Consider the following 14,008-nt stretch of genomic DNA (forward strand, 5'->3'; position numbering starts at 1 on the left):
GTATCAGCCGGGAACGACACCAGTAGCGCTTCGTGTGGGCAGTAGGTGGGCAGTGAGGAGCCCCCGTCGCGGATTTCGCGGGCGGGCGCTCTCGTGCGTTTACTTGCCCTGAGCCCTCAGGAGATCTCGGATCTCGGAGAGAACCTGAGATTGGTAGGCGAGGTGTTCGAGCACCTGAGCATCGCGGGCGGCGGCGTCATTCGCCACCTGCTTCTGCTGCTTCGTGTACTTCTTCGATAACTGGTTGCTGCGCGTTGTGGCGAACAGGTTGCCGCTGTCTGCGATTCCCACGATCGTCCTTTGCTCTTCTGGTCGGCTTGCCACTACCGTACGAGCCGATCGTTGCACTGTCAGCGGAACAGGCGGGCCACGTGAGTCCCCTCAGCTCTACTCAGCGACGAGGGAGTCCGAGGTGTGCCAGATGACGAACCGTTCTCGGGGTGCGGAGTCAGGATCGAGACCGTAGAAGACGGTCGCTGCGAGAATCGAGAAGCGCGACCCATCCGGGGTAGGGAACAGGTCGCCCTCTTCCATGAACTCGACCGCCTCCGACCTGTGAAGCAATACCGGGAGCGTCGCGCCCGTTGCCCTGAACGTGTGAGTGTGGTCGTACCGCACGATCGGGAGGTCCTGAGCGACCGCGATATTCGCTTCCTGCCCCGTTACGCCTTGCCCCTGCAGGCCATATTGTCGCGCCCACGTCTCTGGGTCCAGAGATGACACGTAGCCGTATGAGTCGATGCGCATTCGATGGACGTAGACATTCGAGGCGGTGCTTGTCAGGAGTACACCGGTCAGATTTCGACTGGAAGGTGCTTCGCCTTGCTGGTCCTCATCGCTCCTTCGCGGCTGAATGGTGAAGTTCACCTCCAGCGTCGCGAGCGCTACTTGCGCTGACCGGGCCGCGAATTGAGCGGCCGCGACCGACGCCCTTGCCGAGTCACGCGCCGACCTGCCCATCCCAAATGTCACATATACGTAGATGGCGGTAACGCCGACGAGTGCAAGGTTGGCAATTATGGCGACCGTGGCTTGAGACATGGCCGTACGTTCTCACGTCGCGGCCATCTTCGGCATTAGATCTCGGGAAACCCTCTGGCTCTTCGATTCTGGGCACGCCTTCGCATCGTGTGATGCGCCACTTCTGTGAATGCGACCTGTTCAGCGCCGGACGACTCGCGACGTCGTAGCGAAGGTTCTCGCCGTCCCTGTCGAAACGATTCGATACTGGAATCGCTTTCTTGCCTTCAACTTGATGGCGAGCGTCGTGCCCTTTGGAGGGACCACGCGTTTGACGGTTCTCCACGTGCCCCTGCCATTTGCAGTTCGACGCTGGAGGGCGAACTGCTTCTTTAGGCGGTTTGACTTTGAATTGTTAGCCCAATTCGCCGAGGACCAATTCCCGACTTCGCCGTAGGCTCCGATCGACCAGTACTGGGGACGCGCCGAGACCGTGACCGTTTTTCCCTTGCGCTTCGCCTTGACGCCTACAAACCTTGCTGACTGCTTGATCGTGACGTACCCGCGGGAAGTGTCGATGAATTCGCCAAGGTCATTACCGTCGGCGTCGTAGTACAAGACTTCTGATTCGCCTAGGTGATACTTGCCGACCGTCCCGTCGGTGTACCGAGGGCAGTAGTCAAAGGTGCCTGTCAGTCGCCCACGGGACGATTCTTCGAGGAACACTTCCGTTGAGGAGCCGGGATCGGGCCTCAGATCCGTAGAAACCTGGACCGAATGGACCCATGAGGGGGCATTGTGGCGCGCGTACACGCGAATCCTCCGACAAGAATCGGACCGGACTGCGAGATCCTTCGCGGTAAAGCCCCAAACATCAAATGGCCCGTCATCTGCGGCGGTGGCTGTCGCGGGTGAAACGGTAAGAAAGAGTCCAGCAATTAGTGCGACGACAGCGGTCGACCCCGAGAGACGTTTCAGCATGTGCTGAGAGTAGCTTCCGTAGGCCTCGGAATCTGTGAAACGGGAGGCGCTAGCGACATGAATGGGCCCTCAGAAAATCACCACGCTCGACTCGTCGGCTGCCCAGGTCTCGTCGGACAAGATTGTGATCCTGAATGGGTAGTAGGCCTTGCAGTTGGACTTGCGCGTCCTGACGCCGAGTTGGCCGGTCAGCCGCTCCCTTCCGGCCGGATGGGCGAGGAAACCCAGCAACAGATCTCGCAACGCGAGTTGGCGCAGGTACGCGAATTGGGTTGCTTTTGCGCCGACGGGGTCGCCAGCGACGAGATCGAGGGCAGCGGTTAGCACCTCGACCGCGCGGCCGTGCTCATCGCCTCTGGGGAGGCGACCGTGAGTCTGCCGGTGTCGATTTGGGTCCAGCCGCTCAGTTCGGCCAAAGCGCCCGCCTCGTGCATCCTTGCGAATGCGCGGTCGACGGTGTGGGGGCTCATGACATCACCGCATTCGACTCGTCGGGCGCCCAGATCTCATCGGACTGGACGGTGATCCTGAAGGGGTAGAACGCCTTGCCGTTGGACTTGCGCGTCTTGACGCCGAGCTGACCGGCCAACCACCGCACGTCGTTTCGAGAAGTGCCGTAGTTGTAGCCGTTCGAGGCAGCCCACCCGCGGAACTGTGCGAGGGCCGTCCGGTTGAGTGTCATCTCCGAGACCGGTGCTGTCGCAGGGAGGTCAGCGGTGCATTGGTCTCGCCACATCTGGACCGGCGAGGCCTCGCCCAGCCATTCGTCGCGGGCCTCAACCATCGAGGGCACGACCGGAAGCGCGTAGGCGTCTCGGGCCACCAGGCCATCCTCGACATCAGGTCCCGCCAGCTCGCGATAGGTGCGGGCGAGCAGGGCGAGGATGCCCGGCGCCTCGGCCGACAGTTTGCGCGTCAGCGCAGGGTCACGGTGGCGCGCGGGGACCGCCCACTCGATCAAGTGCAGCCGGTCCCTGGTCGCCTGGTCGACCTTGACGCCAATGCCGTGGATCGAGTTCGTCGTCATATGCATCTTGGGCTGGAACTGGTAGTCGATGGGCTCGCCGCCGAGGGGACGGCCGGACAGCCATTCCTCGGAAGTGAGGGCTTTGATCTTCGTCTCGTCGAGCGCGGAGCCGTCAGGCGCTTCCGTGAGCGCAAGAAAGTGGCGACTCGCGTTGCTGATCTCGACCGAGGCGTGTTCGTTGGCCTCGCGGCGGTACCGGCTGCGCAGGATGAAGTCGGCCTTGACCGTCCGGCCATAACCGAGTGCGTCAGCTCCCATGACGTGATGCATGGTGTTCAGAGCCACCGATTTACCTGACCCAGTCTCGTGCCCGTGGTGGATGTAGAGCGCGCGCTGCGGGTTGCCCTGCACGAGCGACGCAGCGAACGCGAACAGGACGAAGCGGCGCTGTGCCGGATCGGGCTGGGCGTAGCGCAGGAACTTCTCGAACTGAGGCGCGGTCGCGTCAGGATTCCAGACTTGCGGGATGCGACGAGTGATCCGGTCGTTGGCTTGCGTCGGCCGGGTCTGGCCCGTGAGCAGATTGACCAACAGGGCGTGGCCATCGGCATCGAGCATCGTCACCGTGTGCTCGGGAAGGACGTCGAAGTCCTGGCCGGTGAACAGCAGGCCGTAGTCGGAGGCGCGACGGCGGAGCATCTTCGCTACGGACCCATGCATGCTCGCACCGCCCGATCGCATCTCCTTGACGAACTTGTCGTGCTGCGACGATGCGGGCTTGGGGTTGCCCTTGTTGTCGAGTGCCGGTTCGTCGCTGTAGTGGCCGATCTCGAATTCGCATGCGGCGTCCATCGCGCGCGAAACCCACGCGGCGGCGGCGTCGTCGGAGCCGGATTTCCCCGCTGACCACAGGCCGCTGTGCTCATCGAAGGCGAACCAGATGCTGCGCGCTGCGTCGAACAGCAGCCGCCCGTCGAGGTGGTCGAGAGTGCGCTCAACGTTGCCGGACGCCGTCCAGTCCCTCTTCGGCCACAACGTGCTCAGATCGCTCGGCGTCGGCTCGGGGGTTGCCATGCCGCCGAGTGCGTCGATCAGGATTGCGGCACCGATGTCCCGGGGCAATGGGGCGACCTCGCCCTTGTCGACGGCACGGTCGAACATGCTCAAGCCGGTCGCTTGGGTGAACCCGCCGCCGTTCGGAAGGTGCTGAGCCAGAGCGCGTTCAACCTCGGAGACTGAGAGCGGGGACCAGTTCGCCAGTGCCAGAGCGGAGAGCCGCTGAGTGATCGCGAGACAGGAGTCCTGCCAGCCGCCGCGCGGCCCCGCGGCGCCCTCGGGCAGATCTGCGAGCGCGTCGAGCTCGGCGTAGAGCCTTCCGACCTCGCCAGCGACATAGTCGCGGACGTATGACTGGATCGAGGGCGTCAGGGCTTCGAACGCTTCGGTGTTGGCGGTCATGTCGGCCGTGGCGCGTTCTGGGGCTCGCAGGCCTTCGAGCCACGCGTTTGGTAGTTCGGGCAGGTCGGCCACTGACGGGAGCTTCGCAGCCGCGCCTTGCGTGTCCAGCCACTGGTAGATGAGCCCGCTCGGGTGGGTCGACCCCGGAGCGATGGAGTAGCGGTGGTGATGCTGCAGCACGTCGACCCCGTCGCCGAGCCCGACCTGGGACAGGTTCGACACGAGGCGCGTCCCGGTAGGCACGCGGAAGAACCGATGACCGCTGACCTTGTCGTCACGGCTGGTCAGGCGTCCGACCTTGGGCAGGGGGCCGAAGCGCTCTACCGCCGCGCGCATCGTGGCCGGGGCGTCGTGCTCGCCGTAGTTGTCGACATCGAGGGCGACCAGGCCATCGGGGAGGCGGAGGGCGATGTTGTGGTGCTGGAAGGCGCTGTCCATGGCCCACGTTGCGACCTGCTCGGCCGTCGGAGGCGCGACGTTGATTCCCGTGAAGCCAGTTGGCGGGTGGGCCTTCGATCGAGGCGGAAGCGGCATCGGGTGCCACCCGCGAGATTGGAAGGTGTTCATCCGCTCTTCAAAGGGCGGCGCGTTCGATGCCGCCTGACCGCGAGCCTCGATCGAGGCGGCGGGCTGATCCTGCTCCACCGCCCCGGCCAAGTTCGGCTTGTCGAGCTGGAACTCGATCTCGGGCGAATCTTCGCTCGCGGTGGTGTCGTCTGAAACACTGGACATATGTGAACTCCTTGTCTGCGGGATGCTTCCCCGCAGGTCGTGTGCGATTAAGCGCCGACCCTCGCCCCTTGTGGCGGGGGTCGGTTTTTTAGTGGACGGCGAGTGCCAACTCGTGTTGAAGGTCAGGCAGGGATCAGGTGGGCGCTGCGCGCGTCGGCCAGTTCGGCGGCGAACAGGTGGTCGGCCTCGATCAGCTCGGCCAACCGGGCGTCGCGGCGGGCCACGAAGTCAGACCGACGCTCGCGCCGAGGATCGATGAACCAAGCCAGCACGTCGTGCTTCTTCAGCACCTTGACGATGTGGCGGCCTACCGGGGCAACGGCCACGTACTGCAAAGTGCCGTCCGCGATAGCGCGATCGACAGTCAGGCGCGCGTGGCCGGTCAGCTCGGCTGCCTCAGGCACGGTGAGGAACTCGCGTCCTCGGTCTTCGATGTATTCCATGGACCCTCCTACGGGATCTCAGATGTTGGACGTCTGGTTGACGGTCGCCTCTAACTAGTGATACGACCACGCTATCTGGTCAGGGTGCCTCCGCGCGGAAAAGTGGCCGTACCCGAATTGGCGAGCTGCGCTGCTCGCGTCGTGGATCGAGGGCGCTGGGCGGCTGCCCTCGGCCAGTCGCGGAGCCTGAGCCCCTCTCGAGGAGGGCCAGGCGGGTGCCCCCCGAACCTCGCAGTGCTCACAGTGCGAGCCAGTGCTCAGTCTTCTCGAACAGAGCACTGCCGATTCGGCCTGCGATTCCAGGCTCTTTTACCCCTCAGTGCTTAGAGTGCTCTTAGATAGGGGTACTACCTAAGAGACAAAGCAAAGGGCCGGAACGGGACACGTAAGAACGGTGTGCGCAGAACGGTGACGACCCGGAGAAGTCGAGCACTGTGAGCACTGGGAGCGTTATTCCCCGCAATGGCAGCCAGAATCGCCCGTTCAGACCCCGAAATCCAAAGCACTGCGGCCGAGCACTGAAGGGCAGCGGCGCCTCTTCAGGGAGTGGCCGAGCATCTGAGCTCAGTCAGTAGGTGTGAGCGAGTGGCTTCCTCGGGGCCTTTCGGCCCCACTCGAATTCCATCGACACGACCAGGACTGGTCAACTCGCGGCGCTGGCAAACATGGCTGCAGTGACCGGCGGCGCCGTCGATGGAGCCCACAGGGGGGGGGCATGCAACAGGCTGGCCTACGCCGCCCCATAGGGGTTTTTCAGCCCAGGCTCGGGCTCTCCGCCATTGCAGACCGGGCCCGCGAGATCCCTCCGAGGTGGACCCCCGGGGGGGTGTTGTCCACATCCCGGGCACGATTTTGCACTGGAATCGCAGTAGTTATCGGAGTCGCCGATTCTGAGAGCTAGCGCGCCATAGGTGACAGGACGCGTGTGGGACATGAGCACTCGCTCATCACACCCCTGAACTCATGGAGGCTTTGCCATGTCCACGTACACCGGCGATCACGCCACGACCACGACCACGACTGCCCAGGTCGACACCGAAGCCGAGGACACGGCCCCGGCCTACTTGGTCGACACGACAGCCACGACTTACACGCTGGCCAACGACGCGGACGTGGCTTGCCCCGACAGCCTCACGAGCGAGGGCGCCGAGTTCCTGGCATCGGTGCGCGACGCACTGGCCGAGCGGATCGAGCACGACGCGGAGGACGTCGCGAAAAATGAGGGCGACGTGTGCGCCGAAATCGCCGACGGGGCCGTACCGGTGTGGAACACGCACCGCCTGATGACCGCCTACGTCGACTTGGCCGCGTACCGCGAGGACCTCAGCGACTACGGCGACACGGTCGACGGCGTCACGCTTGCCACCTGGTCGCTCCACCAAGTCGGTCAGCGGCTCGCGTCGACACTGCTTGATCAGTGGCGCACCGATCCCGAGATCTCCGCGGAGAGTGCAGCATGACCCCGCAGCGGTCGGCCGAGCTCGATAACGCCGGGACTGGGCAAACCTCCCATCAGGCGGCGGCGGTCCTCGGCGACGCGGCTAGGTCTCTGCTCATCGAGGCACTCGACGGCCGTCAGAGCCCCGAGCATGACGCGGCCCGGCAGATCCTCGCCCGCACGGCTCGCGCGCTCCTCCTGGCCGACCTGGGCGCGCCAGTGGCACCGGAGACCGCGCCAGCGTCCGCGAGGCGGCCAAGGAAGCCACGAGAGTCCACCCAGCCACCAGCGGCGCCCCCGCTCGACACCGAGGCCGAGCCGGAGACGATCGCTCGGGCCCTGGCGCAGCACGGCGTCTCGGTCGCCCATGTCGAGACCATCGACGCGCCCCAGGTTCACCGGCACGCGTTTACGCTCGCGGCCGGTGTACGAGTATCGCGGGTGGCCGCGCTCACGGCAGAGATCGAGTCGGCTCTCGATCGCGACGGCGTCGCAGTGACCAGACAGGGAAAGCACGTGCTCATCGACGTGCCGCGCTCGCGCCGAACGTTCGTGAAGTGGTCACGCGATCGTGATCGCGAGGGCTCTGGATCGACCAAAGCGCCGCTGAGTTTCGTCGCGGGCCACGGCCTGGACGACCAGCCGGTGACGGTCGACCTTGCGACGTGCCCGCACCTCCTGATCGCAGGGTCGACGGGGTCGGGAAAGAGTGTCGCGGTGCACGGGCTGATCGCGAGCCTGTTGGACCGGTCGACCCCGGACACGCTGCGCCTGACACTCGTGGACCCTAAGCGAGTCGAGCTGGGCCAGTGGGCCAGCGCACCACAGGTCGAGCAATTCGTCTCAGGCGGTGGCTGGGAAGCTGCCCACGCCCTCGCCGTTGTCGAGACGGTCATGGACAACCGGTTCTCAAGGTTCGCCGATGCCGGTGTCCGAGACATCGAGGAATACCGCGTGGCGCACCCCGACCGGCCGATGCCCGCTCAGGTCGTCGTCATCGACGAACTGGCCGACCTGATGCTCGACAAGAGCCAGCGCGCCGAGATCGAGATCTCCGTGGTCCGCATCGCCCAACTCGGGCGCGCGGCCGGAGTGCATCTGGTGCTCGCCACCCAGCGCCCGACGGTCAAGGTCGTGACCGGCCTCATCGGGGCGAACGTGCCCGCGCGCTGGGTGTTCCGCGTGAACTCGGGCGTCGACAGTCGCGTGGCGCTGGGCCGTAACGGCGCGGAGTTGCTGTTGGGCAAGGGTGACGGCCTGCTCTCGATGCCTGGGCGCGGGATCGTACGCGTGCAGGCGCCCGCCATTGGCGACAGTGACGTCGCCGGGGTCCTCGATCGATCGCGGGCGACGTTCCCACCGAGAGAGGTCGACGGGGTCCAGATCACGAAGCCGCCAACCTCACTCGATGAGTGACGTCAGGGGCGCTTGCTCCGATGCGCACCCGCGCACCCGCGCGCTTGGGCACAGTGGCCCGATGAGACGAACTGCCCTGATCGCCGTGCTCTTCGCGGCTGGCTGCGGCGGGCCCTCGGATGAGGAGCTAGTCGAGGCGTGCCCGGACCTAACGCGCGACATGATCGAGCAGCGTCTCGGCGAGCCATCAGCGTTTGAAGTGACGGAATTCGGCGTGGACACTGCACACACCGAGGGATCTGCGACCGTGGACGGCGATTCCTGTTGGTGGGGCTGCGGGCAAGGAATCACAAAGGCCGGCATGGTCGACATCGACGTTCGCGACGCCGACCGGTCGTCGGTGATCAAGGAGATCGTCGACCTGCCCTAACGGGCGTTTCTGCTCCAGTCGGGCGCGACGTTTCCGACCGAGACGCCGCGCGCCCAGCACGTGATCCTGTGCTCGTCGGTGTCTTCGATCTCGCCGACGTCGCCGCGAACCCGGGCGACGTCTTCTTGTGTGTCGGCCGGGGGCATCATCGCGGCCAGCGCAGTGTTCCAGTCGGAGTACCAGAGGCCCACGTCCGATGCCCAGCGGTGGACGGCTTTCGACGCGACCTGATCTCGCGGCAAGCTCGACTCCTCGGGGGTGATCCAGTCTTCGAAGCGCGGATGTGTCAGGTGCTCGCCGGGCGGTTCGGGATCGAGGCGCGAGTGCGCGCGCCGACGGAACTTCATCGGGCGCCCCCGTAGAAGCCACGCGAGCCCCCGCGACGCTGCGGGCGAGAGCCGGTGGCGTCGGACTCGTCGTCCTCGGGCAGCCTCAGGCTCGCCACGAGGCGGGCCTGGGCAAGTGCGGTCTGTCGGGCCTCCACGATCGCCGGGTGCGCCGACTCGCGGCCGACTTGATCTATCACGGTCGTGGCGGAGGCGGCGGCAGCTTCGGTGTGCAGTTGGTCGAGCCGGTCAGCCATGCGGGCGATCTGCAGAACAACGCTCAACTCGTGTGGATGCATGACAAACCTCTGAGTTAAGTCATCCCAAATCTCGCGACCGGACTTGCGCAGGCCGCGGGGGCGTCGAGGCTTCTGCTGCTCTGGTTCATACGTACTGGTGCTCATGATGTTCGTCTTCCGATTGAGGAGCGGCTAGGGCCGCGAGGTCCCGTCCGGCGCAAGGAGAGACGCCGAACGGGGCCACGCGGCCCCCGCCGCGCCCGCGTCAGTCGGTGGACTCGTTCCCTTCGCTGCTCGCGGTGATCCGCTCAGACCCCGAGGCGCCCAGCTGGGTCGTGCGGAGGTCGTGCACGGTCCCCCTGGTTGCAGCGGAGATGCGGCGCCCGATGGCCTCGTGCGCTGCTCGGACGCTGCCGCGCGACTCCACAAACGCTGCAACGGCTCCGCGGTCCGGCAGTCCGTCCGGCAGTTGCGCGAGGAGCAGGTCCTGGTGCGCGACACTGAGGTAGCCGCCGTTGCGAGAGTGGCGCCCCGCCAGCCGCTCGATACACGCGAGCACGAACTGCGCAGTCTGGTTGCCGTCCGCAAGATTGCGAAGGACGACGTCCGGGATCGTGTCATCCGCCCAATAGCTATCGCCGAGGTCGACCGCTTCGGCTTCTTGGCGAGCTTCAGACAGCGCCCGCGTCAACGCGGATGCGAACGTTCCACCGGCGCCGGACCACTGGCGCAAGCCAGCACCGATTGCCAGCGCAGCAAGGTCGGACTGCGCCGCCTCGACGGCGGATGCGGCCGCTTGGGCCCTGCTCAACGCAGTGACGGCCGTCTTATGCTGCTTGGCCAGCTCCTTGCGCGCCTCTTCGGCCAGCGGCAACAGATCGCTGGGGGTGATGCTGTGAACCGCGGTCTCGAACGCGTCGACCGCCCGCTTGGCCTCACCGTGCGAGCGAGCCAGGCGCACCATGCGGCGCTGGGTCTCAGCAGCCCAATCGGACGCCTCGGGGATCTCGACGTCGGGATCATCGACGCTCGACTCGATCGCGTGACGGATGGCGCTGTCCTCCGCCGCCTCCTCCGATGCCACCGCGTCGTAATGGGCCCGGGCCTCGTAGACCAGCTCGATCAGGTCGACGGCGTGCTGACGGGCATCGGCCACCGGCTTGAACGACCGAACGACAACAGCGGGGGCAGCCTCCTCGACGCGGGTAGCCAGCTCGCTGATCTGAGACCCGCTGATGGGCTTCGCCTTGCGTCGCTCCTCTCGGCGCCGTGCAACCGGATGGACCCAGCCCCGGGTGGGAGCGGCCTCCCCCGATGCACCTGAGTCTCCGCCGTCGAAGATCGACGCCCGCTTGTTCTGACGCGCCGTGATTGCCTCGGCGATCTGTTCGGCGCTCGGGCTCGAGTCTGTGATCTGTGGGTCGGCCGGGTTGATGAAAGTGGTACTCATCGGGTCACCTCCGACGAGGCGAGGAAGTCCACGAGGGCGGCGCGCCTGTAGTAGACGCGACGCCCCAGCTTCACGTAACTGGGACCTTGCTCGGTCTGGCGGAAGTGCTTCAAGGTCGACGGGGGCAGGCGCAGCATGCGCGCGGCCTCGTCGGTGTCCAGCAGGACATCTGTGTCTGTCATATGAGTGTTCCTGTCGTTAGGTAGGTGGAGCTACATCGCCCCCCTTGGGATTGACATTCGCTGGGCCCCCTCTGGGCGTGGGCTCATGTACGGAATAACCATAGCACGATCACGGGTAGACAGTAACGGACTGACCGTATATGGTTCGGGTTAAGCCAACCGATGAGGAGTGGGACATGACAACAGCCGCGGAGCTGGAGGAATTTTTCGCCACGAACCAGCGAAAGCTGGAGGCGGACAGGGAAGCCGCTGCCGAGAAGTACCGGCAGCTCGATGTCGAAATCGGAGCCCGCGTACGGAAGCTGCGCGAGGATCGCAGAGTCTCCCGAAAGGAACTGGCGGCAGGACTCGCCCTAAGCGGCCATGACCTCTCAGAGAGCAGCATCGCTGATATCGAGCGGGGAGCTCGGGGCCTTCGTGTTTCCGAGGCGGTCCTCCTCGGCAACATCTTCGGAGTCCCCATTTCGTACTTTGTTGAGCAGACGGACGACATTGACCGAGCCAAAGCCGCCGAACTGCTGGCAGTGGCTGAGCACCTGCGAGAGCGGGCGGCGCGCCTGCTTGGAGAGGACTAAGCCATGGCGTCAATCAAGAAACGCGAGATCCCCAAGAGCGACGGATCAACAACGATCCGGTGGCGCGCTCGGTACCGCGACCGTCGCGGGGAGATGCACGAAAAGTTGTTTGCCCGTGAGCGCGAGGCGAAGGACTGGATCGCCACCCAGACCGCCAGCGTGGTGACCGGGAAGCACGTCGCGCCAAGGGATGGCTCGGTGACCCTGTCGAACTACGCAGAGCACTGGCTGACACGTTACCGACCCGAGGCCCCTTCCTCGGTCGCGTCGGCGCGCGTCCACGTTCACAAGATCCAGGGAGCACCTTTCGCATCGAAGGGCATCGTGGATGTCGAGCCGGTCGACGTCGAGGATTGGTTGGCTGACCTTGCCGACGAAGGGCGAGCGCCGTCGTACATCGCAGCCGTGCATGCGCGCCTGCGGTCGATCTACAAGTACGCAATCGATCGAGAGCGGATCATCCACCACAATCCGGCCGCCGCAGTGAAGGGCCGTGGGGGCCGACGGCGGGAGTACACGCTTTGCTCACCCGAACAGATGTGGGCCATTCATGAGCATGCAGAGACCGACTCAGTAAAGATCGGCATTCTCCTCGGCGCTTTCGCGGGCCTGCGGGTTGGCGAGATCGTCGGCTTAAGGCCAGAGGATTGCTTCGTGCTCGATCCGTCGAGCGCCTATGTCTACCCACGCCAGCAGTTCGGGGGAGCGCCGCTCAAGACTCCGGGGTCAGCGGCACGCGTTGAGATACCGTCCGAGTTTGCGACCACCCTGCGCCGTCACATCGAGTCACGTCCGTCCGACTCACTTCTCGTTAACCAGTGGGGCAAGCCACTGCAACAGGTGGTGTTCTCCAAGTCGTTCCAGCGAGCACGAGACAAGGCCATCGCGGTCGAGGTCGAGGCAGGAGTCCCGGTGGGCCAGCGCATCCCGACGAACCTCCGAGCGCACGACCTTCGACACTTGTGTGCGTCGATGCTCTTCGCAGCGGGACGGCCAGTCCCCGAGGTCGCCGAGCATCTGCGCCACGCATCAAGCGCCGTGACGCTTGCTGTGTACTCTCACATGATCCCCGGTCGCGGGCGCGCTGGGGCCGATGCGTTGTCGTCGTCTTGGAGGTCAGCATGAACGAGCGTGGGCAGACTGTGGGCAGTGACCTGAATCCCAAGTCTCCGGTTCGCGAAGGGAATGTCGGTTATTACCGTATTTCCAGTCGGTGGGAGGACGAGGACGTCTACGGCCACGTCAACAACGTGAAGTACTACTCGTACTTCGACACCGCCGTGAACGGCTACCTCATGCGCGAGACCGGCGTCGACATCCGCCGGCTCGACGCCTACGGCATCGTCGCGGAGTCGTCGTGCCGCTTCCAGCGCGAGCTTCGTTTCCCGCTCGACGTCGTGGCCGGCCTGAAGGTCACGAAGCTGGGCAACTCCAGCGTGGTCTACGAGATCAGCCTCTTCCAGGGCGACGACCCCGAGCCGGCTGCCGTCGGGCGGTTCGTTCACGTCTACGTGACGGGCGAGGACCGCAACGTCACGCCGATCCCCGCGCAGATCCGCGCGGTGCTCGAGCCCCTCGTCGGCTGATTCAGCCCACCGTCGTGCGGTAGTGCACCCAGCTGCGGCGCAGTCGCCGGGCCACCTCGTCGATCGCGTCGGGGTCGGTGGGCAGCTGGCGTGACAGGTCGAGGCGGACCGCGTCGACGGCCTCGGGCCCCCGGCCGAAGCGCTCGGCCGTCTCGACGATCTCGTCGTCGTCGCGGTGGGGCGTGTTCAACGCGACCTCGTCGTGGCTGCGCACGCCGAAGCCCGTGCGGTGCGAGTCGGCCAGCAGGCGCAGGCGCTCGGGGTCCATCGTGACGAGAGGATCCTTCGGCCGCGGGTTGCCGGCGAGGTCGCCGCGGTTCGCCAGCGAGAGAACGGCGGGCTGGCCGGCGGGCATCGTGACGTCGCGCAGGGTCAGGGACGTCAGCGGGCGGTGCGGCGACGACGAGCGGGTCAGGACGAGCCGCTGGATCAGCTGCAGCCGGGTCGCCCGGTAGACGCCGGCGCCGCGGGACGCGACCTCGGCCAGGACGTCCGGGTCGACGGCGCCGAGCAGCTCGGGGTCGGGGCGGGACACCGCCGGCGGGTGCGGGTTCTCGACGTAGACGACGGTGGGGTCGACGGCGGCCCAGCGCCGGGCCACGAGCCGCGACAGGGCGGTGGCCGACGCCTCCTGGTCCTCGCGCGTGAGGATCGGCGAGACCCACGGCTCGAGCTCGGCGGGGAAGGCCGCCGTGGCGTCCGGACAGGACACCAGGACGTCGGCCCCGGCGAGGGCCTCGTCGAGCGATCGGTGCCGCGCGTCGGCCCAGAAGGTGATGTCCGGCACATCGAAGGCCGTCCCGGCGGTGATGTACGCCACGGCGGCCTCGTTCACTGCTCCACCGTAGTGCCGCGGACCCCTTTCGTGACCCTTTGGCGACCTAC

The 14,008-nt window shown here is 65.8% G+C and carries 17 protein-coding genes; 6 read left to right on the forward strand and 11 right to left on the reverse strand.

The window, feature by feature from the left end; genetic code table 11:
* Positions 1 to 99 precede the first annotated feature (99 nt).
* The 6 genes from AFL01nite_RS02500 to AFL01nite_RS02525 form a co-directional block, all read right to left on the reverse strand.
* Positions 100 to 291, reverse strand: a complete 192-nt coding sequence (locus AFL01nite_RS02500) for a hypothetical protein (RefSeq protein WP_146825503.1) — start codon at positions 289 to 291, stop codon at positions 100 to 102.
* Between the two features lie 96 nt (positions 292 to 387).
* The gene (locus AFL01nite_RS02505) at positions 388 to 1,041 is read right to left on the reverse strand and encodes a hypothetical protein (protein ID WP_146825504.1); all 654 of its coding nucleotides are present in this window, start codon (positions 1,039 to 1,041) and stop codon (positions 388 to 390) included.
* Positions 1,042 to 1,161: 120 nt separating this feature from the next.
* Complete coding sequence (locus tag AFL01nite_RS02510) at positions 1,162 to 1,941, reverse strand: hypothetical protein (protein ID WP_146825505.1); 780 nt, start codon at positions 1,939 to 1,941, stop codon at positions 1,162 to 1,164.
* A gap of 69 nt (positions 1,942 to 2,010) precedes the next feature.
* Positions 2,011 to 2,268 (reverse strand): hypothetical protein, encoded by a 258-nt coding sequence (locus AFL01nite_RS02515; RefSeq protein ID WP_146825506.1) that lies wholly within the window; start codon positions 2,266 to 2,268, stop codon positions 2,011 to 2,013.
* Between the two features lie 139 nt (positions 2,269 to 2,407).
* A complete protein-coding gene (locus AFL01nite_RS02520; protein ID WP_146825507.1) occupies positions 2,408 to 5,098 on the reverse strand; it encodes a bifunctional DNA primase/polymerase in 2,691 nt (896 codons plus the stop codon).
* A 122-nt stretch (positions 5,099 to 5,220) separates the two neighbouring features.
* Positions 5,221 to 5,541: a MerR family transcriptional regulator gene (locus tag AFL01nite_RS02525; protein WP_146825508.1), complete on the reverse strand. Its 321-nt coding sequence runs from the start codon at positions 5,539 to 5,541 to the stop codon at positions 5,221 to 5,223.
* 977 nt (positions 5,542 to 6,518) lie between these two features.
* Here AFL01nite_RS02525 and AFL01nite_RS02530 point away from each other — a divergent pair.
* From AFL01nite_RS02530 to AFL01nite_RS02540, 3 genes are all read left to right on the forward strand, one after another.
* Positions 6,519 to 7,001, forward strand: a complete 483-nt coding sequence (locus AFL01nite_RS02530) for a hypothetical protein (protein ID WP_146825509.1) — start codon at positions 6,519 to 6,521, stop codon at positions 6,999 to 7,001.
* Positions 6,998 to 8,395, forward strand: a complete 1,398-nt coding sequence (locus AFL01nite_RS02535; RefSeq protein WP_146825510.1) for a DNA translocase FtsK — start codon at positions 6,998 to 7,000, stop codon at positions 8,393 to 8,395. Before AFL01nite_RS02530 ends, AFL01nite_RS02535 begins: the two co-directional genes overlap by 4 nt.
* Before the next feature lie 61 nt (positions 8,396 to 8,456).
* The gene (locus AFL01nite_RS02540) at positions 8,457 to 8,765 is read left to right on the forward strand and encodes a hypothetical protein (protein WP_146825511.1); all 309 of its coding nucleotides are present in this window, start codon (positions 8,457 to 8,459) and stop codon (positions 8,763 to 8,765) included.
* Here the strand turns inward: AFL01nite_RS02540 and AFL01nite_RS02545 are convergent.
* From AFL01nite_RS02545 to AFL01nite_RS02560, 4 genes are all read right to left on the reverse strand, one after another.
* Positions 8,762 to 9,112 carry a hypothetical protein gene (locus tag AFL01nite_RS02545; protein WP_146825512.1) on the reverse strand — a complete coding sequence of 117 codons (351 nt, stop codon included), beginning with the start codon at positions 9,110 to 9,112 and terminating at the stop codon, positions 8,762 to 8,764. The genes AFL01nite_RS02540 and AFL01nite_RS02545 overlap by 4 nt on opposite strands.
* The gene (locus AFL01nite_RS15430; protein WP_222593352.1) at positions 9,109 to 9,348 is read right to left on the reverse strand and encodes a hypothetical protein; all 240 of its coding nucleotides are present in this window, start codon (positions 9,346 to 9,348) and stop codon (positions 9,109 to 9,111) included. Before AFL01nite_RS15430 ends, AFL01nite_RS02545 begins: the two co-directional genes overlap by 4 nt.
* 247 nt (positions 9,349 to 9,595) lie before the next feature.
* Positions 9,596 to 10,780, reverse strand: a complete 1,185-nt coding sequence (locus AFL01nite_RS02555) for a hypothetical protein (RefSeq protein WP_146825514.1) — start codon at positions 10,778 to 10,780, stop codon at positions 9,596 to 9,598.
* A complete protein-coding gene (locus tag AFL01nite_RS02560; RefSeq protein WP_146825515.1) occupies positions 10,777 to 10,962 on the reverse strand; it encodes a helix-turn-helix transcriptional regulator in 186 nt (61 codons plus the stop codon). Before AFL01nite_RS02560 ends, AFL01nite_RS02555 begins: the two co-directional genes overlap by 4 nt.
* A gap of 176 nt (positions 10,963 to 11,138) precedes the next feature.
* Here AFL01nite_RS02560 and AFL01nite_RS02565 point away from each other — a divergent pair, with 176 nt between their 5' ends.
* The 3 genes from AFL01nite_RS02565 to AFL01nite_RS02575 are packed head-to-tail and all read left to right on the forward strand — an operon-like array spanning position 11,139 to position 13,123.
* Positions 11,139 to 11,537, forward strand: a complete 399-nt coding sequence (locus AFL01nite_RS02565) for a helix-turn-helix domain-containing protein (protein WP_186813781.1) — start codon at positions 11,139 to 11,141, stop codon at positions 11,535 to 11,537.
* 3 nt (positions 11,538 to 11,540) lie between these two features.
* A complete protein-coding gene (locus AFL01nite_RS02570) occupies positions 11,541 to 12,662 on the forward strand; it encodes a tyrosine-type recombinase/integrase (RefSeq protein ID WP_146825517.1) in 1,122 nt (373 codons plus the stop codon).
* Between the two features lie 17 nt (positions 12,663 to 12,679).
* Positions 12,680 to 13,123 carry an acyl-CoA thioesterase gene (locus tag AFL01nite_RS02575; RefSeq protein WP_307724445.1) on the forward strand — a complete coding sequence of 148 codons (444 nt, stop codon included), beginning with the start codon at positions 12,680 to 12,682 and terminating at the stop codon, positions 13,121 to 13,123.
* Position 13,124: 1 nt separating this feature from the next.
* Here the strand turns inward: AFL01nite_RS02575 and AFL01nite_RS02580 are convergent, their stop codons facing one another.
* Positions 13,125 to 13,958, reverse strand: coding sequence for a hypothetical protein (locus AFL01nite_RS02580; RefSeq protein WP_146825519.1), 834 nt, complete (start codon positions 13,956 to 13,958; stop codon positions 13,125 to 13,127).
* Between the last annotated feature and the right edge of the window lie 50 nt (positions 13,959 to 14,008).

Origin of the sequence: Aeromicrobium flavum (genome assembly GCF_007992115.1) — a bacterium.
In the GTDB taxonomy this organism is placed as follows: Bacteria; Actinomycetota; Actinomycetes; order Propionibacteriales; family Nocardioidaceae; genus Aeromicrobium; species Aeromicrobium flavum.